Below are 24903 nucleotides of genomic sequence, written 5' to 3' on the forward strand. Positions count from 1 at the left end.
CATTGTTCCCGAGGAAAGGCATCGTAGGATTTCGGCCGTGAAGGCTCCCGCAATCATCAAGACCGCCGCCGACTGGGCCTTGCCGTACTGGACCCGAGGTCAGGCGGGGCGCGAGACGCCGCCCGACCTGTTCAGGGTTCTCTACTACGGCTGGCTGGTGGCGCTCACGTTCAAGCTGCTCGGCTCGGCCTGGGACGTCTCGTGGCACTTCAAGTGGCTGCGCGACGACCTGGCTCCCCCCCACCTGCTCAACTCCGCCGGTACGGCCCTGGCCCTCGCCCTGACCGTGATCCACGGCTACACCGGCTACGGCGTGGACAAGGTGGCGCTGCGGCTGATCCAGTGGGGCACCGGCGTGTTCCTCGTCGCCGTGCCGCTCGACCTGATCAACCACCGGGTCAACGGCCTGGACATCACCTCGTGGAGCCCGTCCCACCTCATGCTCTACACGGGCACGTTCTTCATGATCGCCGGGGTGATCCGCGGCTGGTTCATGGGCGCGCCGCCCGGCAGGGAGCGCACGATCATGCTGGGCGCGTTCTTCGCGTTCTTCCTGGAGAACGTGCACTTCCCCGAACAGCACCAGGAGTACGGCATCCTGTCGATCGGCGCCTGGGACAACCACGCCCCCTACGCCGAGGACATCCTGCTGCGGTTCGCCGCCGACCAGATGGGCCGCCCGGTCGACGGGGTGATGATGAAAGGCTTCTCGCTTCCCGTGCCGGATTTCCTGTATCCGGTGTACGCGGTGGTCGCCGGGGTGACCGTGCTGGTCGTGGCCCGGATGATGATCGGCAGGTTCGGCGCGGCGACGCTGGTGGCCGCCTCCTACGTGGGGTTCAGGGCGGTGGTCTGGCCGATGCTGACGTTCACCGGCTTCCCGCCGTCCGCGGTGCCGTTCTTCCTGGTGATCGGCGGCCTCTGCGTGGACCTCGCGTTCGCGGTGCGGCTTTCCTCGCGTGGTCTGGCGCCGGTGCGCGCGGTGCTCGGGGCGGCCGCGGCGACGGCCGGCGTCTACGGTGCGCTGGTCGCGCAGAGCTCGGTCATGGGCCAGGTGTACGGCACGCTGAAGGGGCAGACCGGCCTGCTCGGCGCGCCGCCTCTGGTCATGTCGTCGGCCGTCTGGGCCGGGCTGGGGCTGATGGCCGCCTGGCTGGCCTGCGAGTGGTTCGCGACGCGGCGTCAGCCGATCGAGGCCCGGGTGATCGCCACCGCCACGCCGTAGGCCAGCCCCATCAGGGCGACCTCGGCCGCCACCCAGCCGACCACGGCCGTGGGCTCGGCCCGGCGGATGAGCGGCATCAGCCGGAACCGGACGTGCGCGGCCAGCGGCACCACCAGCGCGGTGAGCATCAGCTTGACCACCACCAGCACGCCATAGTGGCTGGTCACGATGGCGCCCGGCAGCTCCACGCCGGGCGTCAGGGCCATCGTGCCGAGCCCGGTGATCAGCCCCGACAGGCCGACCAGCAGCAGGCAGACGGTCGCCATCCTGGAGAAGCGCGGCAGCGCGACGGCCAGCAGCGACGGGCGCGGCGCGACGAACACCGCCGTCGCCACCAGCCCGCCCGCCCACGCCGCCGCGCCCATCACGTGCGTCTCCATCGCGATCATGATGGGGTCGTGCCAGACGGAGTTGACCGCGTGACCGGTCACCGGAATGGGCAGCAGGCCGAACAACGCCACGATGATCCGCAGCTCGGCGGGCACCTTCTCGCCGAACCGCACCGCCATCAGCCCGATGCCCGCCGCCATGAGCGCGCACGCGGCGCTGAACAGCAGCCCCTGGCCGGTGCCGACGCCGTCGACGTACGCGGCGATCATGCCGAGTGTGGGCAGGCCGCCCGGGTTCAGCTCGGCCGTCTGGAACACGATCGTCAGCAGTGCGCAGACCGCCCACGCCCACGCGGCGGTGACGGTGAGCGGCCGCGTCCTGCGCAGGACCGGCTCGGTCAGCTCAGGCGTGTCGAAGCCGAGCAGCTTGGGCAGCAGGCTCAGCCCCACGACGGCCACGGCGGCCAGATCGAGCAGCACCCGCACGACCGGCAGCCCGTACGCCACGATCGGCCCTGGCATCGGGATGCCCGGCACCGCCTCCTGCGCGGTGAACGTGCTGGCCGCAACAGCCGCGACGATCGCGCACACCGCGAACGCCCCGACCACCCAGCGCCCACCGGCCCGCGGCCTCGGGGGAGCGATGATCGTCACGCGTCCGCCCTCTCGCCATCGCGCGTCTCGCCGTCGGGCTCCGGGGTGCGGGCGCGGCGCAGGGCCACGGCCGTACCCGCGGCCAGCACCAGCAGCGCCCCCACGATCCAGACGACGGCCATCCCTGCCCCGCCGTTCGCCGCCGCCTCGGCGGCGTCGGCTCCGGACGCGTCGGCTTGGGCCTGCGTGCCGGAGTCCTTCTGTACGGCCGTGGCGTCCGCCGCGAGGTTGAAGCTGATCTTGCCCGTGACCGGATGCCCGTCGGCCGACAGGATCCGGTAGCCCACCACATAGGCCCCGCCCGCCCGCAGCGGTTTGACCTTGACCGACACCTTCTCGGCGGCGACCTCGGCCGATCCGTCGGCCCACGTCGTCCCGTCGGCGCCGGTCACGCCCACCTGCGCGTATCCCTGGCGTACCGCCTGGTCGAAGACGAGCGTGATCCGCGCGGGCGCGGCGGTCAGCGTCGCCCCGTCCTTGGGATCGCTGCCGACCAGCACGTTGTGCGCCTGCGCCGGGAGAGCGACGCCCACCCCGGCGAACGCGAGCAGCACGATCACGCACAGCCGCCTCACGAACACCTCCAGTTTCGCCGCCGGGCGGGCCGGTGAACCGTGCCCCACAACGTGACCCCCAACTCGTCGCCGTCGGAATGCCGGTGGAATGCCTCGCCCTCGGACAGGGGAGGACCCAACGATCGTTTCCAGAACCCGCATATCGTCTCACCATGACGAACCTGTTCGGCGGCGCCGCCCCTTACTACGCCAAGTACCGGCCCGGCCACGGAGCGGAGGCCATCGACTGCCTGGCGCGGGCGTTCGGCCCCGCCAGCCGGGTGCTCGACCTCGGCTGCGGCCCCGGTACGGTGGCGATCCCGCTGGCGGCCGCCGTGCGCGAGGTGATCGCCGTGGACCCGGACGCCGGCATGCTGGCCGAGGGCGGGCGCGTCGCCGCCGGCACACCGAACATCCGCTGGTTGCCCGGCGACTCCACGACGCTGGCCGCGTTGCCGCCCTTCGACGACGTCGTCATGGGCAGGTCGTTCCACTGGATGGACCGCAGAGCCGTACTGGCCGAGCTGGACCGGCTGCTGCCGCCGGACGGCGCCGTGGCCCTCATCGGACCTTCCCGCGACCCGGGCGAGCATCCGTGGGAGCCGGTCGTCCGGCCGGTGCGCGCCGCGTTCGCGTCGGACGAGCAGGTGGCGGTCAACTCCTTCCAGGCCACCGGGGAGCACCACGACGACGTGCTCGTGGACTCGCCGTTCGACCGGCTGGAGTCGAGCCGGTTCGAACAGGGGCTGACCTGGAACCTCGATGCCGTGCTCGGGTTGCAGCTGTCGTACTCGTACACCACTCCCGGCAAGCTCGGCGACCGGGTGGCGGAGTTCACCGACGCGGTCAGGCGGGTGCTCGTCGCCGACAACCCGTCGGGCGTGTGGGAGGAGCGGGCGGTCACCGAGGTGCTGATCGCCCGCCGCTCCTGACCTCAGGCCCAGATGCCCATGACCTGCCAGATCCGCCTGGTGAGAGCGTTCACCAGGCCGATCTCGGAGCACAGCTCGCGGGTCCTGCCCACCGAGTCGCGGATCTCCCGCTTGGCCGCCGGGTCACGCAGGTACACCTCGGCCACCACGTCACGCGGGATGGCGAACCGCCTGATCATCGGCCCGGGCGGCGCCAGCATGATCCTGGCCATGATCCCCAGGATGATCGGCGAGGCCACACCCAGCATGAGACGCCGGTATCCCGGCATCCTCGGCACCCGATCGCGCAGGTAGTGCCGGGCGAACGAGATGTGCCTGGCCTCCTCCGCGATGTGGATGCGCATGATCGTCTCCTCGAGCGGGTGGTGGACCCGGTCGTCCTTGAGCACCTTGCGCTGGACGTGGTCGATCGGGTCCTCGCCGCCGAGCACGAACACGAAGAACAGCTCGGTCGAGATCAGCGGGATCCAGGGAGCGACCTGCGCGAGCAGGCTGAGCGGCCCCGGCATGCCGCGCACCGGGAGCTTCGTGCGGTTGACGAACTCCTGGAACATCATCCCGTGATGTCCCTCTTCGATGGTCTCGTGGTAGACGTAGCGGAATTCGGGGGCCCCGTTCGGCAGTCGATAGGCGTAGTTGAGCAGGCCCCGTTTGAGCAGGTTCTCGAACTGCAGCCCGATCTTCATCGCCGTGGCCACCCGCCACAGCCCGATCCTGGCCCGCGTCTCGGGGGAGCGGCCGAGATACCACGGATGGCCGCCGAGTTTGTCGACCTCGGGCAGCTCCCAGCGGGCATCGGTCTGGTCGACGAGGAACTCCGGATCGTCCCAGGGGATGTCCTTGTACGGCTCCCAGTGCTTGTCGACCGACGCCTTCGAGAGGCGTTCGATGACCGCCTCGTAGGTGCTCCGGTCGGCGTTCTCCCTGGCGGCGGTAGAGCTCGGTGCGCGTGTCATCGCCTGCTCCTCTCCTCGCCCGGTAATTGTACGAAGCATCTAATAGCAGGGGAAGAGTGAGGCGGATCACAGATCGTCCGCGCTTATGCCGACCTCGGCGGCGGCCGTCCTGCGGACGAGCTGGGTGGCCCAGCGGCGCGTCACGACCTTGGGATGTACGTGGAGCTGGATGGCCAGCCCGTCGTGCAGCGCGAAGATCCGCCAGGTGGACTCCTCGGGGTCGGAGCAGACGAAGTCGCCCGACGCCACGCCGGCCTCGATGATCCCGCGCAGCACCACCCTGCCCCGCGTGTCGAGCCGCCGTGAGGTCTGCTCCAGTTCCCTGTTCCGCATGGACTCCGCCCACGCGTCGATCCACAGCCGCCAGCCTTCCGGCGAGCTCGCGGGGGAGGAGCGGCGCAGCAGGACGCGCAGCTTCTCGCGCGGCGGGCTCGGCGAGCGCTCGATGTCGTCCAGGAGGTCGAGATGGATGCGGGCGGCGTAGGCGAACGCCTGCGCGAACAGCTGATCTTTGGTCTCGAAGTGGTAGAAGAGCAGTGCCTGGCTCACGCCGGCGGCCCTGGCGATGTCGACCGTCCTGGTATGCCCGAACCCCTGCTCGGCGATGACCTCGCAGGCCGTTTTCAGTAAATCCTCACGCCGTAATCGGCTGAAACCCCGTGTCACAGCGGGCCACTTTAACTACTGGCCCGGGGGATTTGTAGGACAAACCGGGCACCGGTGTCGGAATCTTCGAGGGTGAGAGTACCACCGTGCGCCGTGGCGATCTCGAGGGCGATGGACAGCCCGAGCCCCGTGCCCCCGTCGTCGCGGTTGCGCGAGGTGTCCAGCCGGGTGAACCGGCGGAACACCATCTCGCGCTGGTCCGGCGCGATCCCCGCCCCGTCGTCCTGGACCTCCATTACGGCCCCGCCGCCCCGCTCGTCGACGGTCACGATGATCGTGGACTCGGCGTGCCGCTCGGCGTTGTCGAGCAGGTTCGCGAGCAGCCGGGTCAGGCGCAGCCGGTCACCGGTCACCACCACCCCCCGACGCAGGCGCCGCTCCACCCGCTTGCCGGGCGCCCTCCGTTCCAGCTCCTCTTCGACCAGCTCGGCCAGGTCCACGTCGGCCCCGACGCCGGGCGCGCCCGCGTCGAGCTTGGCCAGCGTCAGCAGGTCGGTGACGATGGCCTGCAGCCGATCGAGGCTCGACAGCAGGGCCACGGCGGTCCGCGGCCAGTCGGCCTCGTCCGGATGGAGCATGGCCTCCTCGATCTGGGTGCGCATGGCGGTGATCGGGCTGCGCAGGTCGTGCGAGGCGTCGGCGGCGAACCTGCGCTCCTGCTCGACCGCGTGCTCCAGCCGGTCCAGGGTCTGGTTCACGGTCCAGGCGAGGTCGTCGAGCTCGTCCCGGTGCGGCAGGGGCGGCACCCGGCGACCCAGGTCCGTGGCGGTGATCTCGGCCAGCTCGGTCTTGATGTTCGCGACGGGCCGCAGCGCCCTGGTCACCGTCAGCCAGGACACGTAGGCCGTGATCGCGGAGAGCAGCAGCACGGCGAGCAGTACGCCCAGCACGTAGAGCGGGCTGATGTACCAGGGGACGACGGGGACGTAGGCGTAGACCATCCAGAACGTCGCGTCGACCGGCGTCCGGTACCCCACGGCGATCAGGCACTTCCCGCCCGGTACCCGCGTGGTGCAGACGACGTCGTCCACCCGGTTGTCGTCGCCCGCGGACGTGTCCGTGGTGAGCGGCCGCTGGCCCAGCAGCTTCGGACTGGCCTGCCGCACCACGCCCTGGTCGTCGACCACCTGGATGAGGTCGACCTCCTCGGTGCTCACCATCGGCTTGATCCGCTCCGGCGGGATCCGCTGGACGGCGAGCGCGACCCGGCGCGCCGTTTTGGCCGCGTGCTCGGTCTCGTAACTGGTGATCAGGGCGTGCACGAGCGGTGTGATGACCGCTACGGTGACGGAGTAGCCGGCCAGTGTGGACAGCAGGGCGACCATCGTCAGTCTGCGCCGCAGCGACCACCTGGCGAACACCCCTCAGCCCTCCGCGATCGGCAGCCGCATCACGAATCGGGCGCCGCGGTCGGAGTCCTCCAGGGTCAGGGTGCCCTGATGGGCCAGCGCGATCTCGCGGGCGATGGCCAGTCCGAGCCCGGTGCCGCCGGCGTCGCGCTCGCGCGCGGCGGTCAGCCGGGTGAAGCGCTGGAACACGACCTCCCGCTGGTCGGGCGCGATGCCCGCGCCGTCGTCGAGGACGTCGAGTACGGCCAGCCCGATGTGGCGCCGTACGGACACCACGACCTGGGACTCGGCGTGGCGCTCGGCGTTGTCCAGCAGATTGGTGAGCAGGCGGGCCAGCTGGAGCCGGTCGCCCATGACGGTCACGCCCGGCCGCAGCTCGGTGATCACCGGCTTCGACCGTCGCCTGGCCGTCTCGGCGCCGGCCAGCTCGGCCAGGTCCACGGGCTCGCGATCGGCGGGGGCGCCCGCGTCGAGTCTGGCCAGCGTCAGCAGGTCGGCCACTATGGCCTCGAGGCGGTCCAGGCCGCCCAGCATCGCCACCCCGGCTCGCCGCCAGTCGGCGTCGGCGGGGTACAGCATGGCCTCCTCGATCTGGACGCGCATGGCGGTGATCGGGCTGCGCAGGTCGTGCGAGGCGTCGGCGACGAACCTGCGCTGCCGCTCGACCGCCTGCTCCAGCCGGGCGATCGGCGTGAGGGTCCTGCTCACCGCCCGCGACACCCCGAACCAGGTCAGCGCCACAAGGGCGAGCGAGTCGCCGCCCAGGAACCCCAGCACGGCCGGGTGGACGTACTGCGGCACCATGGCCCTGGCCGCGTAGACCAGCCAGTCGCCGTCCCGCTCGTAGACGCGGAGGACGACCAGGATCTCGCACCGGCCGGGGAAGTCGGGCAGGTCGCAGACGACCTGGGTACGGCCGGCGTTGTCGTGGTCGGGCGTCAGCCGGCTCATGGGCGGACGGCCGGTCAGGTTCTCCGACGTGGACACCACGCGCCCGGCCGGGTCGACGACCTGGATCCCGTCCACCTCGCTCCTGATCCGCGCGGGCAGCTCGTCCCGCTTGACCAGGTGCACGACGCGCAGGGCGGCGGTGAGCGCCTCGTTCGTGCGGTACTCGACCGCCGTGGTGCGGACCGCGTACAGCACGAACGCGCTCACCACGACGCACAGCAGCGCCATGGCGAGGCTCGCGAGCAGCGTCAGCCGCGCACGCACGGACCGCCCGAACCGTGTGACCACACCTTTCCCCCCGGCGATCAGCCGATCACACTAAGTCGCCCCCATCCTAATTAACGGAGATTCGGCGACAAATCAGCATAAAACGCCAACAGAACGTCGCTCTATGCGTGCCGCATCCGGCTGGTTAGAGTAAGTGAGCACTGATACCAGGGAGACGATGTGAACCTTGATGAGTATCGGCGTACCGCCAGGGCCTGGCTCCTCGACAACGCCCCGTCCGGCGAGTCCCCCGAGGGCGACCCGGTCGCCAGGGCCAAGGACTTCATGGCCAGGCTCTACGACGCCGGATACTCCGGCATCACCTGGCCGGCGCGCTGGGGCGGCCAGGGGCTGACTCAGGCGGAGGAGCGCGCGTTCGCCGCCGCGGCCCGCGACTTCACGTTGCCCACCTACGTCTTCTCGATCGGCCTCGGCATGACCGGCCCGACGCTGGTCGACCGGGGCACCGACGAGCAGCGCGAACGCTTCCTGCGGCCGCTGCTGCGCGGCGAGGAGATCTGGTGCCAGCTCTTCTCGGAGCCGGGCGCGGGCAGCGACGTGGCCAGCCTGCAGACCAGGGCCGTACGCGACGGCGACGGCTGGATCGTCAACGGCCAGAAGGTCTGGACCTCGGTCGCCCACCACGCCGACTGGGGGCTCCTGCTGGCCCGCACCGACGTCGAGGTGCCCAAGCACAAGGGCCTGACCATGTTCGTGGTCGACATGCGCCATCCGGGCGTGACGGTCAGGCCGCTCAAGGACATGACCGGCCGGGCCAACTTCAACGAGATCTTCTTCGACGACGTCCCCATCCCCGACGAGCACCGCGTCGGCGAGGTCAACGACGGCTGGAGCGTCGCGGTCACGACCCTCCTGCACGAGCGGCTGTCGATCTCGGCGGGCGTCGGCATGGGCTCGGGCAAGGACGACCCCACCTCGCTGGCGGCGCTGCGCCAGGTGGTCGACACCGCCGACCCGCTGGTCAGGGACGAGCTCGTCGAGCTGCACATCCGCTCGCGCGCGCTCGCGCTGTTCAACCAGCGCCTCTCCCAGGAGACCAGGGCGGGGATCTTCCCCGGTGCCCGCGGCAGCGCCGCCAAGCTGCTGCTGGCCGAGCTGTACCTGTTCCAGGCGGACCTCGCGACCCGGCTCGTCGGACCCGAGTCGGTCGTCGGCGGCCACCCGCTGGCCCACGCGATCTCCCAGGCCCCGGGCATGTCGCTGGGCGGCGGCACCAACGAGATCATGCGCAACATCATCGGCGACCGCGTGCTCAACCTGCCGCCCGAGCCCCGGGTGGACAAGACCGTGCCGTTCAAGGACCTGAAGGTGGGGACGCAGGGGTGAAGCTCGTACTCAGCCAGGAGCAGCAGGAGCTGCGCGCCGCCGTCCGTTCGTTCCTGGCCGCGGCCTCGCCGCTGCCCAAGGTCCGCGACGGCTACGACCGGGAGGTGTACGCGCGGCTCAACGGCGAGCTCGGCCTGTCCGGGCTGATCGTCCCGGAGGAGTACGGCGGGGCGGGCGCGGGGTTCGCGGAGCTGGCCGTCGCGCTGGAGGAGACGGGCGCCGCGCTGCTGCCCGGACCCTTCCTGGCCACGGTGTTCGCCACGATCGCGCTGACCCGGGTGCCGGACAAGGAGCTGCTGACCGGCATCGCCGAGGGCCGCGTCGTGGCCACCCTCGCCCAGCCACCGGCCGACTCCGACGTGACCGCCTCATCGGGCTCATCGAGCGAGTCGGGCGGGCCAGGCGAGTCGGGCGAGGCCGGCGGTGGGGTGACCGTGCGCGGCACGCTGGCCCAGGTGCTGGGCGGCATGGAGGCCGACGTGCTCGTGGTGCCCGCGCTGACCGGCGACGGCGTGGTCATGACGGCCGTCGACCTGACCGCGCCCGGCGTCACCAGGACCGCCCTGGAGACGCTCGACCTGACCCGCGGCCAGGCCCAGGTGACCTTGGACGGCGCGCCGGGCCGGGTGCTCGGCCCGGCGGCGCCGGGCGTCGGCGACCGGCTCGCCGTGGCGCTGGCCGCCGAGCAGCTCGGCGTGCTGCGGGCCGCGCTGGACGCCATCGTCGCCTACGCCAAGATCAGGGTCGCCTTCGGCCGGTACATCGGCTCCTACCAGGGGGTCAAGCACAAGCTCGCCGACATGCACTGCAAGCTGGAGCAGGCCGAGTCGATCGTCCGCTTCGCCGCCTGGGCCGCCGACGAGTCGCCGGACGAGCTGCCCGCCGCCGCGGCGCTGGCCCAGGCGTACGTGGGGCGGGCCTGCTTCGAGGTGGCCCGCGACCATCTGCTGCTGTACGGCGGCATCGGCTACACCTGGGAGCACGACGCGCACCTGTTCTACAAACGCGCCAAAGCCGACGAAGTGCTGCTCGGCCCGCCGCGCATCCACCGGGCCCGTCTCGCCGACCTGCTGGAGCTGTGATGGACATCAACGGCCTGCCCGGCTTCTACGCGATCGCCTCCGCCGACCCCGACCGGCTCGCGGTCATCGACGTGGACGGGTCCCGGACCACGTACGGCGAGCTGCTCGCCCGGGTCAACCAGGTGGCGCACGGCCTGCGCGCCCGCGGGCTCATCGACGGCGACGTGGTGGCCGGCGTGTTGCCGAACGGCCTCGACGCGGTGATCATGATCATGGCCACCGGGCAGATCGGCCTCTACTACGTGCCGATCAACTGGCATCTCACCGAGGCGGAGGTGACCTACATCCTGAACGACTGCGACGCCAAGATCGTGGTCACCGCGGACGGCCACGTACCCGGGAGCGAGATCGGCACGGCCGGGCTGGCCCAGGGGCAGCCCGCGGACGCGCCCGGCGGGCGGATGGCCGGGGCGGTCATGTGGTACACCTCCGGCACCACCGGCTTCCCCAAGGGCGTGCAGCGGCGGCTGCCCGGAGCCGAGCCCGAGGCGCTCGTCCCGCTCTACGTGTGGTTCCTCGGCGAGATCGTGGACCTGGTGCCCGGCGAGGCGGTGCATCTGGTCACCTCGCCGATGTACCACTCGGCGCCGTGCGCCCACACGCAGTTCGCGCTGCATCTCGGCCACACCGTGGTGATCACGCCGCGCTTCGAGCCGGAGAACATCCTGGAGCTGGTCGAGCGCCACCGGGTGACGAACGCGATGATGGTGCCGACCATGTTCCACCGGATGCTGCGGCTGCCCGCCGAGGTCAGGGCGCGCTACGACGTGTCGAGCCTGCGGCAGGTCATCCACACCGCCGCCGCCTGCCCGGTGGCGGTCAAGCAGGGGATCATGGACTGGTGGGGGCCGGTGCTCTACGAGTACTACGGCTCGACCGAGTCGGCGATCGCCTTCTCGGTCAAGCCGCGGGACTGGCTGGAGCGGCCCGGCACGGTGGGCAGGCCGGCACCCACGTTCGAGGCCAAGATCCTCGACGAGGCCGGGGCGGAGCTGCCGCCCGGCGAGCCGGGCATGATCTACGTCAAGTCCAGCATGAGCACGTTCGAGTACCGCAAGGACCCGGCGAAGACGGCCGCCAGCATGCGCGGCGACTGGTACACCCCCGGCGACATCGGCTTCCTGGACAAGGACGGCTTCCTGTTCCTGTGCGACCGGCGCACCGACCTGATCGTGTCCGGCGGGGTCAACATCTACCCGGCCGAGATCGAGGCCGCGCTGCTGGAGCACCCCTCCGTGGCCGACGTGGCCGTCATCGGGGTGCCCGACGAGGAGTGGGGGCACAACGTGGTCGCCCTCGTCCAGCCCGTGGCGGGCGTCACGGGCGACGCCGAGCTCACCGCGCGGTTGCTGCGGCACTGCGAGCCGCGCATCGCCCGGTTCAAGCACCCGAAGGTGATCGAGTACCGGGACGCGCTGCCCCGCACGCCGACGGGGAAGCTGTCCCGGTCCAAGGTCAGGCAGGAGTTCCTGGACGCGCGGTGAAGACCAGCTCGTCGGTGTAGCGCGGCCCGTCCGGCCCGTCGCCCAGGTAGAAGCGGGTCGACAGCGTACGGTCGGCCGTGTCGAACACCGTGCTCCAGATCGTGCGGAACGGCAGGTCCATGTCCGGCCCCACCTCACCCAGGCTCTTGCGCAGGTCGGCCGGCGACATGGTGGCGCCCTTGCTCCGCTCGTACAGTGAGCGCAGCCGCCCGAACGTCCGCAGGCTGGCCTCGGTGTCCGGGGGCAGGTTCATCGGGTCGGGGTTGAGGTGCAGCGGGTGGTTGGTGACGCACAGCGGCGCGTCACCGAACTCGATGATGTGCTCCTTGCCGTCCGTGCCCCGCTCCCACACGAACGCCCCGCCGTGCGCGTCGGCGACGAGGTAGTGCAGCGGCGCGCCGTGGTCGTACTGCTTCGCGCCGAGCAGCGCCTGCTTGGCCTGCTCCACGTTCTCGCAGGTGTCCACGACGAACCTGGGCAGTTGCACGCTGCCCAGCCCGACCTGCGGCGAGGGGTCCCGCGGTGGCGCGGCGGTGACGATGTCGGCGATGAGCAGCATGACGACCAGGCCGGCCTCGTTGACGCCGTCCATGCAGCCGTCGAGTTCGGACATCGTGATGACGGTCGAGGCCAGGCCGGTGTCGGGCACCGTGGTGATCACGTACGGCCTGGACGACATCGGCAGCTCGCCCGGCCGCGGCGCCTGGCCCATGATCTCGCTGGCCGTCACGGTGAAGAAGTCGTAGTTGCGGCCCACCCTGCCGTGGCCGTCGGTGCTCGCGGACGGCGGGCACCACAGCGCCGAGCAGCCCGAGCCCGCGGGCGCGTAGCTCAGCCCGTCGAGGGCCAGCTCGTCCTGGTCGGGGTCGGGGTCGGGGTCGAGACCGAGCGCCGCGGCGGCGCCGTCCATGCGGGCGTGGTGCTGCGGCCAGTGCCGCTCGAACCAGGTCCGGCGGGCCCGGTTGACGGCGGGGTCGAGCGGCGTCGGCGCCCAGCCGAGCCGGCGGGCCTCCTCGGTGAGCGCCCGGCCGATCTCGGCCTGGCTGCCGTGGAGGGTCAGGTGCCGGACGAGCTGGAAGTCGTTCCGGCCGCCGGCGATCTGCTGCATGTTCTTCATGCCCGCCAGGCTGCCGCCGTCCGCTGACCGTTCTCCTACCGTCCGCTGACCGTCCCCGTCCGCTGACCGTCTCGGTCGGTGCCGTCCCGGTCAGTGCCGTCCCCGTCAGTGAGGGTCGCGTACCGCGCGGCGGTAGCGCTCCGAGAGGCGCAGGACGTGCTCGGCCAGCTCCGGCGGGTCGAGCACCTCGAAGTCCACGCCGATGAACCCGATCCACACGGCCATCCCGTGCAGATCGTCGCCGCCCAGCCGGGCCAGGCAGGTGGCCTCGTCGACCGGCTCGACCTCCAGCTCCAGCGGCAGCCGGCGCACCGCCTCGGCCGGGCTGTGCAGCAGCACCGTCGCGTGGTAGCGCCACATCGCCGTGTTCACGCCCTTCTCCACGTACGCGGCCACGTCACCGTCGCCCGGCAGTTCGCGGGGCGTGAACCGCGGCCCCGCGGCCGGTACGCGCGGAACGAGGCGGTCCACCCGGAACGTCCGCCAGTCCCGCCGCTCGATGTCGTAGCCGACCAGATACCAGCGACCGCGCCGGTGCACGAGCCGGTGCGGCTCGACGTCGCGCGTGGTCGAGGAGCCGTCGTGGCCGGTGTAGTCGAAGCGGAGCCGTTCGTGGTCGCGGGCCGCGTTGGCGATCGTGGTCAGCACCTCGGGCGCCACCGACGGGCCGCCGCCGGGGATCTGGACCGTGTAGGTGTTCAGGGCGTTGACCCGGCGCCGCAGCCGCGACGGCAGCACCTGCTCCAGCTTGGCCAGGGCGCGCACCGAGGTCTCCTCGATGCCCTGGACGCCGCCGCCCGCCGCCCGGCCGAGCCCGACGGCCACCGCCACGGCCTCCTCGTCGTCGAGCAGCAGCGGCGGCAGCGCGGCCCCGGCGCCGAGCCGGTAGCCGCCCGCGACGCCCGGCGTGGCGTGCACCGGGTAGCCGAGGCTGCGCAGCCGCTCGACGTCGTTGCGGATCGTCCTGGTCGAGACCCCGAGCCGCGCGGACAGCTCGGGCCCCGACCACTCCTTGTGCGCCTGGAGCAGGGAGAGCAGTTTGAGCAGGCGGGCCGAGGTGTTCAGCATGCCTGCCAGTCTGCCCGCTATCGCGGAAAGGTTCGTTCCGTATTCAAGGACGATCTCGCTGCGTCGCCGCGCGGCGGCGGTGCGCTCCAGCGGGGGCTACTCGGCGATGGCCAGCAGCACCGCCTTGCCGACCAGCGGGAACTACTCGGCGGTGACCAGCAGCACCGCCTTGCCGACCAGTTCCCTGGAGGCCAGGGCGGCGTGCGCCTCGGCCGCCCGCTCCAGCGGCACGGCCAGGCCGATCACCGTGGCGAGCCGGCCCGCCGCCGTCTCGGCCATCGTCCGCTGGGCCAGCCGCCTGAACCGCTCAGGAGTGAACTGGACCTGCTCCATGCCGACCAGGCGGACGTCCCGCGCCTCGGCCTCGCCCGGGTCCACCTGGGCGGTGGAGCCGCTCGGCACGCCGTAGGCGAAGAACGTCCCGCCGCGCGCCACCAGATGGAACGCCGCGCTCCCGACCTGGCCGCCGACACCGTCGAACACGACGTCGAAACCGCCCGCGTCGCCGAAGGCGGAGCCGTCGGGGTCCGCGCCCCCTGAATCCGAGTGCCCCGTGAGCTCGCTGTAGTCGAGCGTCGCGGTCGCGCCGAACCCTTCCGCGGCCGCCCGCTTGGCCGGGTCGTGGGCCGCGGCCGTGACGTCGGCGCCCGCTGCGGCGGCCAGGCGCACCAGAGGCAGGCCCAGCGCCCCGCCCGCGCCCGTGACCAGCACGCGGGCCCCCGGCTTGAGCTCGGCGGCGTCGATCAGGCTGAGCGCCGCCGGACCCACCTGGATCAGCGCGCCCGCCTCGCGCGGGCCCACCCCGTCGGGCACCGCGACCAGCGTGTCCAGCCCGGCCACCGCCCGCTCGGCGTACCCGCCGGCCGGGAGGAGCGCGGCCACCCGCCTCCCCGTCCACGCCGGGTCGACCCCCGCGCCGACGGACAGCACCCGCCCGGCCACCCCCGTGCCGGGCACGAACGGCGGCCGGAGCGGGAACCACTCCTTGCCCCATCCCGCCCGCAGTTGCGCGTCGATGGACATCACATCCACGACCGAGACGCCGATCACCACCTGCCCCGGACCCGCCACCGGATCCGGGGCCTGTCTGACCTCCAGTACCTCGGGACCACCGAAACCTGTCACCTCGACGATGTTCATGGCCCCGAGTCTGTTACCTCAACCTCGGTTGAGGTCAACCGAACAGCTTCTGCGCCTGCTGGATCACGGTCAGCACGGTGAGCGTGCCGAAGAAGGCGACCGACCAGACGAGCGCGCCCAGCCGGTAGGACCTGACCTTGATGGCCGCCGGCAGCGACCCGCGGTTCAGGACGATCAGCAGGATCGAGTAGACGAACATCATCACCGCCGCGAAGCCGGCCGAGAACACCAGCAGGATCAGCGGCTGGTCGAACCCGAGCAGCAGGATCGTGATGCCGAGCAGGGCCATCGCCCACACCACGATGAAGTACACGCGGTTCACGGACACGGCCTTGTCCCGCAGGTAGACGGTCTTGATCGTGTCGGAGGCGAGCCGGGAGGTGTAGTCGACGATGCCCATGGCCGAGGCGAACAGCGACAGCGCCCCGATCACCCAGAACAACACGCCGAACCACGGCCCGACCGTCGCCTTCAGCGCCTCCCCCTCGACCTGGAGGAACCCGATGCCGTTGGCCAGCCCCGGCTTACCGAACACCGTGGAGTAGGCGAGCATCGACATCAGCGCGATCGTCAGGAACGACACCAGCGCGAACGTCGACGCCTGCTCGATGTTCGCGAAGCGCCACCACTGCCGCCACCGGGCCAGGTTCTCCTTGGTCGGCGCGAACTGGTAGCCCGTCGACGCGGCCGCCTCGTCGTGGCCGGTGACCGGGCTGACCAGGCGCGGCACGTACAGGCCCATGCCGAAGCCCTTGTCGCGGATCCAGTTGCTCTGGCACAGGTTCTGGCCGCCGCCCGCGCCCGCGTAGGCGATCGCGCCCATCAGCAGCGCGAACTCCAGCGGCGGCACCGGGAAGCGCGCGTCGACGGTCAGGCCCTTGCCCAGCGCGACCCAGCTCTCGGCGTTGATGGCGAACAGGATCGCGACCACCGCGAGCGTCAGCACCAGGGCGATCTTCACGAAGATCACCCGTTCCAGCAGGATGTAGATGACGGGCGCCATCGTCAGCCCGATCGCGATCACCAGCAGCATGCCGATCGCGATCCAGCGCACGCTGCCGGCGCCCGTGCCGGTCAGGTAGGTCATCATCGTGGCCGACGTGGTCACCCAGCCGGGCCACAGGTTCGAGCAGAGCGTCATCAGGACGAAGACGAGGCCCCAGTGCCTCCACATCCTGCTGAAGCCGGTCAGCGCGGTCTCGCCGGTGGCCAGCGTGTAGCGCTCGATCTCCATGTTGAGGAACCACTGGGTGATGATGCCGATCGCGGCGCCCCAGACGAACACCAGGCCGACCTGGGAGGCGATGTACGGCCAGAGGATGAACTCGCCGGACGCCAGCCCGACCCCCGCGCCCACCAGGCCGGGGCCGATGATGCGCCAGGTCGTTCGAGGGGGGTCAGGCAGGTCGCGGACGGTGACGGGCGGTAGGACTCGCGCAGGAACGGTCGGGGTGAACTCCGCCATGCCGATCTCCTTGCTCGACGTGCGTGAGCATCGCATTACAGAGATCAGTAACACCAGTGGAATAGCCCGGTCAACTCTTCTCCAGCACGTACTCCCCGTCCTCGGTGAAACCCGTGACCCGCGCGCCCGACCCCATCAGCCCGCCGAGCACCTCCCGCACCACCAGTCGCCACGCACGGGCCGCCTCCGGGTCCTCACGGCGCAGCGTCTCGATGTCGTACGGTGTCTCGACCAGCACCACCACCCCGTCCGTACGGCCGACCACCGGCCGCGCCCCGTCCACGTCCACACCCCAGGTGTACGGCCCGGCGGCGGCCTCCGGCGGCGGCTCGGTCAGCCGCCAGACGGCGAGCAGCCGGTCGGACGCGTCGCCCTCGTTGATCGCGTCGGCCATGACACCGTAGAAGTCCTCCAGGTAGCGCTCCGGCCGGGCGCCCAGCTTGACCAGGTTGAACCGGGCGTTCCTGCGCACGAGCGGGTCGAACGTCCAGGTGACCCTGACCAGCCCGCGCTCCAGGCACCAGGCCCGCTGGTGCAGCTTGAGCGCGTAGCCGATGCCGCGCCCGATCGCCGCCCCCGTCACGTGCGAGTGCAGCGTCCGGTCCGCCGCGCGGAAGCCCACCGAGGCCCCGACCAGCCTGTCGCCCTCGTACGCCCCGGCCACGTAGCCGCCCGCGTGCGCGAAGGCGATCATCAACTCCACCGGCACGGGCGCGTTGCGCGGGTCGGGATGCCAGATGTCGTCATACAGCCGGTAGACGTCCTCGAACTCGTGGACCTCGCGCAGCTCGCGGATCGTCACACCGGTCTTCTCGGCCGCTTCGCGGGCGGCGGCCGCTTCCACACTCGTCATTGGGTGTACCTACCCGTTCCGTGAGGAACCGGTGCATCGGCGCTATATGGAGCCGGCCGGACGGTAAGCGGTGCGCGGCGGCCGGGCCGTCAACCGGCGGTAGAGCGTCGTGGGGCCGGGCCAGTTGTTCGTGACGCGGCCGTCCGCCGTCTTGTACCAGCTCTGGCATCCGTCGCCCCACACCATCCGCGCCATCGCCGCGTCGAGCCGCCTGCTCCACGCCGCCATCACCTCGGGCCGCACTTCGATCGGCCCCTTCTCCGACAGGTACGGCAGGCAGGACATGATGTGGTTCACCTGGCATTCGATCATGAAGATGATCGAGTTGTGGCCCAGGTTGGTGTTCGGCCCGTACAGCAGGAACAGGTTCGGGAAGTCCGGCACCGAGATGCCCAGGTACGCCTCCGCCCCGCCCTTCCACCGCTCCCGCAGCGACTGGCCGCTCCGTCCCGTGACCTCCATCGGCGCGAGGAACTCGGTGCTCTTGAACCCGGTGGCGTAGACGATGGTGTCCACCTCGTACAGGCCCTCGGTGGTCTGGATGCCCTTCGGTGTGATCCGGGCGATCCGTTCCGTCGCCACGTCCACGTTCGGCCTGGTCAGGGCGGGATAGAAGGCGCTGTCGATGACGATCCGCTTGCAGCCCGGCGGGTAGCCGGGGGTGAGCTTGGCGCGCAGCGCCGGGTCGGGGACCTGGTTCCGCAGGTGGTCGAGAGCCCGCTTCTTGAGCAGGCCGACGCTCCAGCCCTGTGCCAGGGCGGGGTAGAGGGTGCCTTCGGCGTACCGGTAGATCCACTCGCGGTAGGCGCGCTGGAGGCCGGGGACGAAGTGGAAGGCGAGCCTGGTCAGGGGGCCGAAGATGGCGTCGGGCTTGGGGATCACCCAGTTGGGGGTGCGCTGGAACACGGTCAGGTGCCCGGCCTCGGCGGCGACGCGTGGGATGAGCTGGGCGGCCGACGAGCCGTTGCCGATCACCGCGACCCGCCTGCCGGTGAGATCGTGGTCGTGGTTCCAGCGGGCGGAGTGGAAGGACGTGCCCGCGAAGTCGTCCATTCCCGGGATGTCGGGCAAGTGGGGGCGGTTGAGCTGGCCGACGCCCATGACGACGACGTCGAAGGTCTCGGTGGCGCCGGACGTGCTGACCTGCCAGTGGGAGCCGTCGAAGACGGCCCGCTCGACCTCGCTGCTGAAGCGGATTTTCCTCCTGACGCCGTATTTATCGGCGCAGTGCGTTAAATAGGCGAGAATCTCGGGTTGCTCCGGGTAGCGGCGGGTCCAGCTCGCGTACTTCTCGAAGGAGTAGGAGTAGAGGTGCGACGGGATGTCGCAGCCCGCGCCCGGGTAGCTGTTGTCGCGCCAGGTGCCGCCCAGATCGGCCGCCTTCTCGAAGACCGTGTAGGAGCGGATCCCGGCCCGTTCGAGCTGGATCGCCATGCACAGGCCGCCGAAACCCGCTCCGATGATCGCGACCCTGGGTGCCATGGCGTCCTCCGCGTGTCAGGATCCACTTACGGTACGCCGAACCTCGTTCGGACGACACCCTTCGCCGCTCACGTACCCGGGCCGCGCGGCCGGTAGTCTGCGCAGGTGGCTGGAGCAATGCTGGCGGATGTGATCGAGGAGCTCGAGGCGGCCTACCCGCCCGCCCGGGCCGAGTCCTGGGACGCGGTGGGCCTGGTCTGCGGAGATCCGGCGCAGGAGGTGCGGCGGGTGCTGTTCGCGGTCGACCCGGTGGCGGCCGTCGCCGAGGAGGCCGTCGAGTGGGGTGCCGACCTGATCGTCACCCACCATCCCCTCTACCTGCGCGGCACCACCAGCGTCGCCGCGACCACGCCCAAGGGCCGCCTCCTCCACAAGCTGATAAAGAACGACATCGCCCTCTATACCGCCCACACCAACGCCGACGTGGCGAACCCCGGCGTCTCCGACGCCCTGGCCCGCGCCGTCGGCCTGACCGGCGATCTGGTGCCGCTGCGCCCGTTCCCCGACGACCCGTGGCGCGGGCTCGGCCGCATCGGCGACCTGCCGTCGGAGATGACGCTGGGGGAGTTCGCCGAGCGGGCCGTCGCCGGGCTGCCGGAGACCGCGCACGGCATCCGCGTGGCGGGCGCCCTGTCCCGTCGCGTCGCGCGCGTGGCCGTCAGCGGGGGAGCGGGCGACTCCCTCCTCGGTACGGCGCGCGCCGCGGGGGTGGACGTGTTCCTCACCGCGGACCTGAGACACCACCCGGCCAGCGAGTTCGTCGAGCAGGGCGGGCCGGCGCTGATCGACGCCGCGCATTGGGCCACCGAGTGGCCATGGCTCGACAGCGCCGCGTCCATCCTGGGTTCGAGTGGCGTTACCGTTGAGACGCGTGTCTCCGCCACGGTCACCGATGCTTGGACAAGAGGATATTGATCATGAAAGCAGCCCCTGAAGCCCAGAAGCGACTGCTCGACCTGGCTGACCTGGACTCCGTGGTCGACCGGCTGGCGCACCGCCGCCGCACCCTGCCTGAGCTGGTGGAGATCGACGAGCAGTCGAAGCGATACGCCAAGCTCGCCACCGACGTGATCGAGGCCGAGACCCAGGCCGGCGACCTGGCCCGCGACCAGACCAAGGCCGAGAACGACGTCGACGCCGTCCGCAGCCGCGCCGACCGCGACCAGAAGCGGCTCGACTCCGGCAGCGTGGGCTCGCCGAGGGACCTGGCGAGCCTCCAGTCCGAGATCGCCTCCCTGCAGAAGCGCCAGGGCGACCTCGAAGAGATCGTGCTGGAGATCATGGAACGCCGCGAGGCGGCCGACAGCAAGGCTGTCGACCTGGCCGCGCAGCGTGACGAGCTCTCCGCCACCCGCGCCGTCGTCGAAGACCGCCGCGACGCCCTGCTCGGCGACATCGACAAGGAAGCGGGCGAAACCCAGACCCAGCGCGCCGGCGTCGCCGGTGAGATCCCCGCCGACCTGCTCACGCTCTACACCAAGCTCAAGGGTCAGTACGGCGTGGGCGCCGCCATGCTCAGGGGCGGCCGGTGCCAGGGCTGCAAGGTGGCCCTGTCGATCGCCGAGATGAACCGCATCAAGGCCGCGCCGCACGACGAGGTGCTGCGTTGCGAGGAATGCCGCCGCATTCTCGTACGTATGCCCGAGTCGGGCCTGTGACCTCCTACATCGTCGAAGCGGACGGCGGCTCGCGCGGCAACCCCGGGCCCGCCGGCTACGGCGCCGTGGTCATGGACGCCGCCGACCGCCAGGTGCTGGCGGAGGCGGCGGAGGCGATCGGCGTCGCGACCAACAACGTGGCCGAATACCGCGGGCTGATCGCCGGGCTGACGGCGGTGCTCGACCTGGGGGGCGAGGGGGTCCCGGTGGCGGTACGCATGGACTCCAAACTGGTCGTCGAGCAGATGGCCGGCCGCTGGAAGATCAAGAACGAGGGCCTGCGCCCGCTCGCCCTGGAGGCCGGCAAACTGGCCAGGCGGCTGCGGGTGACGGAGTGGACCTGGATCCCGCGCGAACAGAACGGGCACGCCGACCGGCTGGCCAACGAGGCGATGGACGCCGCGGCCAAGGGCCTGGCGTGGCGGGCGGGCGGCTCGGTCGTACAGGCTGAGTCCCGCACCTCTCCGCGATCCACCTCGGTCGTACATGCTGAGCCCCGCACCTCCCCGCGATCCACCTCGACCGACTCGGGCACCCCGGCCGACCTGTCGGCCCCCTCCGCCTCCCTGGCCACCGCCCAGCAGCGGAACAGCGGCACCGGGTGGAGCCCACCGACCCGCGTGGCGACGTCCCTGCTCCTGCTGCGGCACGGCGAGACCCCGCTGTCCGTCGAACGCCGCTTCTCCGGCCTGGGCGACGCCGAACTCACCGCCAACGGCCTGGCCCAGGCGGCCGCGGCCGCCGAGCGCCTGTCCCGCGAGCCGTACCGCCTGGACGCGATCGTCAGCTCCCCCCTCAAGCGCGCCAGGCAGACCGCGGAGGCGGTCGCCCAGCGCACGGGACTCGGCGTGGAAGTGGACGACGACCTCAGAGAGGCCGATTTCGGCGCCTGGGAAGGCCACACGTTCACGGAGGTCCAGCGCGGCTGGCCCGCCGAACTGGCCGCCTGGCTCGCCGACCCGAACACCGCACCCCCCGGCGGCGAGAGCTTCGAGGCGGTGGCCCAGCGCATCCGGCGAGCGGAGGAGCGCCTGGTCGAGCGGTACGAGGGCCGGACGGTGCTCATCGTTTCGCACGTGACGCCCATCAAGACGCTGCTGCGGTTCGCGCTGATGGCGCCTCCGGTGACGTTGTACCGGATGCACCTGGATCTGGCGTGCCTGTCGCTGATCGAGCATTACGCCGACGGCCAGTCCGTGGTGAAGTCCTTCAACGACACCTCTCACCTTCGCTGATCCCTCAGACCTGCAGACCGACAGAAGATCTACGGAGGTTTGGTAAACTTCCAGCTAGACGAGCCGGCCGGGCGACCGCGTCGGGCCCTTCGCGGGCCCGCCGAGGAAGGTCCGGGCTCCACAGGGCAGGGTGGTCGGTAACGCCGACCCGGGGCGATCCGCGGGACAGTGCCACAGAAAACAAACCGCCTCCCGATCTCTCGGGAGGTAAGGGTGAAACGGTGGTGTAAGAGACCACCAGCGCCCACGGCGACGTGGGCGGCTAGGTAAACCCCACCCGGAGCAAGGTCAAGAAGGGACGCTCTCCGGAGCGTCCTGCGCGCGACGTTCGAGGGCTGCCCGCCCGAGCCGCGCGGGTAGACCGCTTGAGGCCGCTGGCAACGACGGCCCTAGATGGATGGTCGCCCCTTCGTTTCGGCGAAGGACAGAACCCGGCCTACAGGCCGGCTCGTCTCACACAGCAAGCGCTCATGCTCCCTGTCTTCGCGGGCATAGGGGTCGCACGTCGCGACGCCTATGCCCAGGGCTGGACCTAGGGAGCGGGGTCTCCTGCCTTCTCTCCCTTGCAGTTGGAGAAGGTTATCTTGTCGGTCTTGAGACTGACACACCTCGTGCAGGCCATGTTGTTCTCGTCGAGATCTCCCTTGCAGAGGATTCCCTCTTTCTTCGGAGCTTCGGGAGCCTTTCCTGGGGCGCTCTTCGGCTCGCAGTAACTACGTGTGTATCCGCCATGCTTCGACTTGCACCACAAGCACTTCTTGTTCGTTCCTTCCAGCCACTTGCATGGCTTGGTATGAGCGGAAGAACAGCTGGTGAGGTGGTTGGATGCGACGGGCGGGCCCTGCGCGGACGCCGAAGGGGTAAAGGCGGTAGCGACCACCAGCGCCCCGGTAACGAATACTTCCTTGAGCATGAGACCACCTCCATTGCGTGGGTCTCGCTTGCTCTTCCATCGTGACATGCTGCGAGTGGAAATAGTCAATAAATATGTCAAGATTCTTGGGTGGTGCCGTCGAGTCATATCGTGGAACCCGTTGAATTACCTCCTTCAGTATCGATGTGTTCATTATTAATTTCAGTATTACCGCCGTTGGTGATGGCTTGACTCTCGGTAGGCACCAGGCGCGGCGCCGCCGCTCACTCTGATGGCCGCGTTCAGGGCGCCTGGCGGCACCTCGTGGCGTGTGCCTGCCGCGACGCGGGCGCCAGGACCACCTGCCCTGGCTGGGTGAATCGCAGCAGGTTGCCGGAGGGATCGAGGAAGGCACAGTCGCGGACGCCGTTGGGCTGGTTGATCGGTTCTTGCATCACTTCGGCGCCCGCTGCCTCGATGTGCTCGAAGGTGGCGTCGCAGTTGCCGGTCACGAAGACAAGACGGGCCAGCAGGCCCTTGGCCATCAGGTCCTCGATCGCCCGCCGGTCGGCCGGCGAGACATCCGGGTCCGCGCCGGGCGATTCGAGGAGGATCTGCACGTCCAGCTGCGACGGCGGGCCGACGCGCGCCCGCCGCATCCCCTCGAATGCGACGTCATCGCGTACCTCGAAGCCGAGCACGTCACGGTAGAAGCCGAGCGCCTCGTCAACGTCGCGGACGGCGAGAGCGCAGGACGAGAGCTTGAGATTCAGGCCGGTCACGGTGCGGACCGGCCAGGGAGGCCGGCTCATCGCCGTTCCGTGTCGTTGGCGCGAAGAAAGACGATGTCGAGGTCGCGGAGCCGGTCCGGGTCGGTGTCGATGGCGATACAGGTGATCTTCCCGTCGCTGACGGTGAACGTGAAGACGGCCTTCGGCCGGCCGCGGTGCGACCAGACGGCCGCCGGAACGCCATCGACCAGAGCGAGCCGGGCGGCCTGAGCCCGTCCGGCGAAGAAAGCCGCCACCGCGTGGCCGCCGCGAACCTCGACCGCCACGGCGTCCGGATCGAGCAGGTCGAGCAGGGCGGCGAAATCCCCGTTCCGGGAGGCGGCAAGGAAGGCGGCGACGATTTCCCGCTTCGGGGATCGCGCGGCGTCGGATGCCCCGGCCGCTCCTTGCACCCGACGCCGGGCCCGGCTGGCGAGTTGCCGGGCCGCCACGGGGGAGCGGTCGATGATGGTGCCGATCTCGCCGAACGACACCGCGAAGACGTCGTGCAGGACGAACGCGAGCCGTTCGGCGGGAGTCAGCGTGTCCAGCACCACCATCAGCGCGACACCGACCGAATCGGCCAGCAGCGCCTCGTCCTCGGGGTCGGCCTGGCCGGTTGGGCGGGTACTCGCGTGCGACTCGGCCGGCTCGGGCGGCAGCGCCCCGGCCGACTCCTCACGCCGGGTTCGGCGTGCTTCGAGCATGTTCAGGCAGACCCGGGCGACGACCGTGGTCAGCCACCCGGCCGGATTCTCCACCTGGCCGGTGTCGGCTCGGCTGACCCGCAGCCACGCCTCCTGCACCGCATCCTCGGCCTCGCTGGGTGAGCCGAGCATCCGGTAGGCCACCCCTTGTAAGCGGCTCTGGTGCTCGGTGAACCGCTCGTTCAGCCAGTCCTGCTCGATCATCGGTCACGTTCCTTCGTCTCGGCCTGTCATATCCATTGACCGGCGCACCCACGCCGATGTGACATCCGGGCCCGGCCCGGATGCCACGCCTGCCGGTTCAGGCAGCACAAAGACCTCAATCAGACGGAGATATGGCATGAAAGCACACGTGAGCTCGATCCTCCTCGGCGTCCGGGACCTGGCGCAGTCCAAGCGGTTCTACACGGAGGGCCTCGGCTGGAAGGTCCAGCAGGACTACGGCATCTCGGTGTTCTTCGAACCGGACGGCGGCTCGCTCGTCGGCTTCTACGGCCGCGATGGCCTGGCCGATCTGGTGGGTACGAGCCCGGAAGGCAGCGGCTTCAGCGGACTGGTCCTCACGTACGTCGTCCGCAGCGAGGCACGGGTCGACGAGATCATCGCGGAGGCCGAGAAGGCCGGCGCCACGATCCTCAAGCCCGCCGGCGCCCTGCCATGGGGCGGGTACGGCGGCTCCTTCGCGGACCTGGACGGCTACATCTGGAGTCTCGGCTACAGCGCCCAGGGAACGGACCAGCCCTACGCGGAGTGAAAGCC

At 70.6% G+C, this 24903-nt stretch carries 24 protein-coding genes and 1 other RNA gene; 10 read left to right on the top strand and 15 right to left on the bottom strand.

The features are described from left to right. Positions 1-37: 37 nt before the first annotated feature. A complete protein-coding gene (locus AB0F17_RS17700) occupies positions 38-1225 on the top strand; it encodes a hypothetical protein (RefSeq protein ID WP_358023536.1) in 1188 nt (395 codons plus the stop codon). On the opposite strand, the gene AB0F17_RS17705 is transcribed toward AB0F17_RS17700, so the two are convergent. Beyond that, positions 1183-2208: a CopD family protein gene (locus tag AB0F17_RS17705; protein WP_358023539.1), complete on the bottom strand. Its 1026-nt coding sequence runs from the start codon at positions 2206-2208 to the stop codon at positions 1183-1185. The two genes, AB0F17_RS17700 and AB0F17_RS17705, sit on opposite strands and share 43 nt — an antisense overlap. Beyond that, complete coding sequence (locus tag AB0F17_RS17710; RefSeq protein WP_358023542.1) at positions 2205-2783, bottom strand: copper resistance CopC family protein; 579 nt, start codon at positions 2781-2783, stop codon at positions 2205-2207. The genes AB0F17_RS17705 and AB0F17_RS17710 overlap by 4 nt, the downstream gene beginning before the upstream one ends. Positions 2784-2935: 152 nt before the next feature. On the opposite strand from AB0F17_RS17710, the gene AB0F17_RS17715 reads away from it, so the two are divergent. After that, positions 2936-3694, top strand: a complete 759-nt coding sequence (locus AB0F17_RS17715; protein WP_358023544.1) for a class I SAM-dependent methyltransferase — start codon at positions 2936-2938, stop codon at positions 3692-3694. Between the two features lie 2 nt (positions 3695-3696). Here the strand turns inward: AB0F17_RS17715 and AB0F17_RS17720 are convergent, their stop codons facing one another. From AB0F17_RS17720 to AB0F17_RS17735, 4 genes are all read right to left on the bottom strand, one after another. Next, the gene (locus AB0F17_RS17720; protein WP_358023547.1) at positions 3697-4650 is read right to left on the bottom strand and encodes a diiron oxygenase; all 954 of its coding nucleotides are present in this window, start codon (positions 4648-4650) and stop codon (positions 3697-3699) included. A 66-nt stretch (positions 4651-4716) separates the two neighbouring features. Then, a complete protein-coding gene (locus tag AB0F17_RS17725; protein ID WP_358023550.1) occupies positions 4717-5316 on the bottom strand; it encodes a TetR family transcriptional regulator C-terminal domain-containing protein in 600 nt (199 codons plus the stop codon). A gap of 11 nt (positions 5317-5327) precedes the next feature. After that, a complete protein-coding gene (locus AB0F17_RS17730; protein WP_358023553.1) occupies positions 5328-6677 on the bottom strand; it encodes a HAMP domain-containing sensor histidine kinase in 1350 nt (449 codons plus the stop codon). Between the two features lie 3 nt (positions 6678-6680). Beyond that, positions 6681-7904, bottom strand: coding sequence for a HAMP domain-containing sensor histidine kinase (locus tag AB0F17_RS17735; protein WP_358023556.1), 1224 nt, complete (start codon positions 7902-7904; stop codon positions 6681-6683). Between the two features lie 159 nt (positions 7905-8063). Between AB0F17_RS17735 and AB0F17_RS17740 the strand changes: the two genes are divergently transcribed. From AB0F17_RS17740 to AB0F17_RS17750, 3 genes are read left to right on the top strand one after another with little or no spacing between them, the layout of a single operon-like run. Next, positions 8064-9230, top strand: coding sequence for an acyl-CoA dehydrogenase family protein (locus AB0F17_RS17740; protein ID WP_358023559.1), 1167 nt, complete (start codon positions 8064-8066; stop codon positions 9228-9230). Then, positions 9227-10312: an acyl-CoA dehydrogenase family protein gene (locus AB0F17_RS17745; protein ID WP_358023563.1), complete on the top strand. Its 1086-nt coding sequence runs from the start codon at positions 9227-9229 to the stop codon at positions 10310-10312. The genes AB0F17_RS17740 and AB0F17_RS17745 overlap by 4 nt, the downstream gene beginning before the upstream one ends. Then, entirely contained in the window at positions 10312-11796 is a 1485-nt protein-coding gene (locus AB0F17_RS17750) for an AMP-binding protein (protein WP_358023565.1), read from the top strand. Before AB0F17_RS17745 ends, AB0F17_RS17750 begins: the two co-directional genes overlap by 1 nt. On the opposite strand, the gene AB0F17_RS17755 is transcribed toward AB0F17_RS17750, so the two are convergent. The 6 genes from AB0F17_RS17755 to AB0F17_RS17780 all read right to left on the bottom strand — a co-directional run bounded on the left by AB0F17_RS17755 (position 11768) and on the right by AB0F17_RS17780 (position 18921). Beyond that, entirely contained in the window at positions 11768-12913 is a 1146-nt protein-coding gene (locus AB0F17_RS17755) for a C45 family peptidase (protein ID WP_358023568.1), read from the bottom strand. The genes AB0F17_RS17750 and AB0F17_RS17755 overlap by 29 nt on opposite strands. 105 nt (positions 12914-13018) lie before the next feature. Then, the gene (locus tag AB0F17_RS17760) at positions 13019-13981 is read right to left on the bottom strand and encodes a YafY family protein (protein WP_358023572.1); all 963 of its coding nucleotides are present in this window, start codon (positions 13979-13981) and stop codon (positions 13019-13021) included. 141 nt (positions 13982-14122) lie between these two features. Continuing rightward, complete coding sequence (locus AB0F17_RS17765) at positions 14123-15121, bottom strand: zinc-binding dehydrogenase (protein ID WP_358023575.1); 999 nt, start codon at positions 15119-15121, stop codon at positions 14123-14125. Positions 15122-15155: 34 nt separating this feature from the next. Further along, positions 15156-16586, bottom strand: coding sequence for an Nramp family divalent metal transporter (locus AB0F17_RS17770; protein WP_358023579.1), 1431 nt, complete (start codon positions 16584-16586; stop codon positions 15156-15158). A gap of 70 nt (positions 16587-16656) precedes the next feature. Then, entirely contained in the window at positions 16657-17439 is a 783-nt protein-coding gene (locus AB0F17_RS17775; RefSeq protein WP_358023582.1) for a GNAT family N-acetyltransferase, read from the bottom strand. A gap of 42 nt (positions 17440-17481) precedes the next feature. Beyond that, on the bottom strand, positions 17482-18921 hold the full coding sequence (locus tag AB0F17_RS17780; protein ID WP_358023585.1) for an NAD(P)/FAD-dependent oxidoreductase: 1440 nt from the start codon (positions 18919-18921) through the stop codon (positions 17482-17484). A 117-nt stretch (positions 18922-19038) separates the two neighbouring features. Between AB0F17_RS17780 and AB0F17_RS17785 the strand changes: the two genes are divergently transcribed. The 4 genes from AB0F17_RS17785 to rnpB all read left to right on the top strand — a co-directional run bounded on the left by AB0F17_RS17785 (position 19039) and on the right by rnpB (position 22269). Further along, positions 19039-19836 carry a Nif3-like dinuclear metal center hexameric protein gene (locus AB0F17_RS17785; protein WP_358023877.1) on the top strand — a complete coding sequence of 266 codons (798 nt, stop codon included), beginning with the start codon at positions 19039-19041 and terminating at the stop codon, positions 19834-19836. A gap of 2 nt (positions 19837-19838) precedes the next feature. Further along, positions 19839-20579, top strand: a complete 741-nt coding sequence (locus tag AB0F17_RS17790; RefSeq protein WP_358023588.1) for a C4-type zinc ribbon domain-containing protein — start codon at positions 19839-19841, stop codon at positions 20577-20579. After that, positions 20576-21814 (top strand): bifunctional RNase H/acid phosphatase, encoded by a 1239-nt coding sequence (locus tag AB0F17_RS17795; RefSeq protein ID WP_358023591.1) that lies wholly within the window; start codon positions 20576-20578, stop codon positions 21812-21814. Before AB0F17_RS17790 ends, AB0F17_RS17795 begins: the two co-directional genes overlap by 4 nt. 59 nt (positions 21815-21873) lie before the next feature. Beyond that, positions 21874-22269: RNase P RNA component class A (gene rnpB, locus AB0F17_RS17800), an RNA gene on the top strand. A gap of 77 nt (positions 22270-22346) precedes the next feature. Here the strand turns inward: rnpB and AB0F17_RS17805 are convergent. The 3 genes from AB0F17_RS17805 to AB0F17_RS17815 form a co-directional block, all read right to left on the bottom strand. Then, positions 22347-22727, bottom strand: coding sequence for a hypothetical protein (locus tag AB0F17_RS17805; protein WP_358023594.1), 381 nt, complete (start codon positions 22725-22727; stop codon positions 22347-22349). 242 nt (positions 22728-22969) lie between these two features. Then, positions 22970-23479: a VOC family protein gene (locus AB0F17_RS17810; RefSeq protein WP_358023597.1), complete on the bottom strand. Its 510-nt coding sequence runs from the start codon at positions 23477-23479 to the stop codon at positions 22970-22972. After that, on the bottom strand, positions 23476-24348 hold the full coding sequence (locus AB0F17_RS17815) for a sigma-70 family RNA polymerase sigma factor (RefSeq protein ID WP_358023600.1): 873 nt from the start codon (positions 24346-24348) through the stop codon (positions 23476-23478). The genes AB0F17_RS17810 and AB0F17_RS17815 overlap by 4 nt, the downstream gene beginning before the upstream one ends. A gap of 136 nt (positions 24349-24484) precedes the next feature. On the opposite strand from AB0F17_RS17815, the gene AB0F17_RS17820 reads away from it, so the two are divergent. Next, positions 24485-24898, top strand: coding sequence for a VOC family protein (locus AB0F17_RS17820; protein ID WP_358023603.1), 414 nt, complete (start codon positions 24485-24487; stop codon positions 24896-24898). Positions 24899-24903 lie beyond the last annotated feature (5 nt).

It is taken from the genome of Nonomuraea sp. NPDC026600, assembly GCF_040638335.1.
Taxonomy (GTDB): domain Bacteria; phylum Actinomycetota; class Actinomycetes; order Streptosporangiales; family Streptosporangiaceae; genus Nonomuraea.

What these genes read in the sequence shown, in the direction of transcription:
- AB0F17_RS17715 (WP_358023544.1), top strand. Translation starts at nt 2,936, where the DNA reads ATGACGAACCTGTTCGGCGGCGCCGCCCCTTACTACGCCAAGTACCGG.
- AB0F17_RS17720 (WP_358023547.1), bottom strand. Translation starts at nt 4,650, where the DNA reads ATGACACGCGCACCGAGCTCTACCGCCGCCAGGGAGAACGCCGACCGG.
- AB0F17_RS17750 (WP_358023565.1), top strand. Translation starts at nt 10,312, where the DNA reads ATGGACATCAACGGCCTGCCCGGCTTCTACGCGATCGCCTCCGCCGAC.
- AB0F17_RS17755 (WP_358023568.1), bottom strand. Translation starts at nt 12,913, where the DNA reads ATGAAGAACATGCAGCAGATCGCCGGCGGCCGGAACGACTTCCAGCTC.
- AB0F17_RS17760 (WP_358023572.1), bottom strand. Translation starts at nt 13,981, where the DNA reads ATGCTGAACACCTCGGCCCGCCTGCTCAAACTGCTCTCCCTGCTCCAG.
- AB0F17_RS17765 (WP_358023575.1), bottom strand. Translation starts at nt 15,121, where the DNA reads ATGAACATCGTCGAGGTGACAGGTTTCGGTGGTCCCGAGGTACTGGAG.
- AB0F17_RS17770 (WP_358023579.1), bottom strand. Translation starts at nt 16,586, where the DNA reads ATGGCGGAGTTCACCCCGACCGTTCCTGCGCGAGTCCTACCGCCCGTC.
- AB0F17_RS17775 (WP_358023582.1), bottom strand. Translation starts at nt 17,439, where the DNA reads ATGACGAGTGTGGAAGCGGCCGCCGCCCGCGAAGCGGCCGAGAAGACC.
- AB0F17_RS17780 (WP_358023585.1), bottom strand. Translation starts at nt 18,921, where the DNA reads ATGGCACCCAGGGTCGCGATCATCGGAGCGGGTTTCGGCGGCCTGTGC.
- AB0F17_RS17785 (WP_358023877.1), top strand. Translation starts at nt 19,039, where the DNA reads ATGCTGGCGGATGTGATCGAGGAGCTCGAGGCGGCCTACCCGCCCGCC.
- AB0F17_RS17790 (WP_358023588.1), top strand. Translation starts at nt 19,839, where the DNA reads ATGAAAGCAGCCCCTGAAGCCCAGAAGCGACTGCTCGACCTGGCTGAC.
- AB0F17_RS17805 (WP_358023594.1), bottom strand. Translation starts at nt 22,727, where the DNA reads ATGCTCAAGGAAGTATTCGTTACCGGGGCGCTGGTGGTCGCTACCGCC.
- AB0F17_RS17810 (WP_358023597.1), bottom strand. Translation starts at nt 23,479, where the DNA reads ATGAGCCGGCCTCCCTGGCCGGTCCGCACCGTGACCGGCCTGAATCTC.
- AB0F17_RS17815 (WP_358023600.1), bottom strand. Translation starts at nt 24,348, where the DNA reads ATGATCGAGCAGGACTGGCTGAACGAGCGGTTCACCGAGCACCAGAGC.
- AB0F17_RS17820 (WP_358023603.1), top strand. Translation starts at nt 24,485, where the DNA reads ATGAAAGCACACGTGAGCTCGATCCTCCTCGGCGTCCGGGACCTGGCG.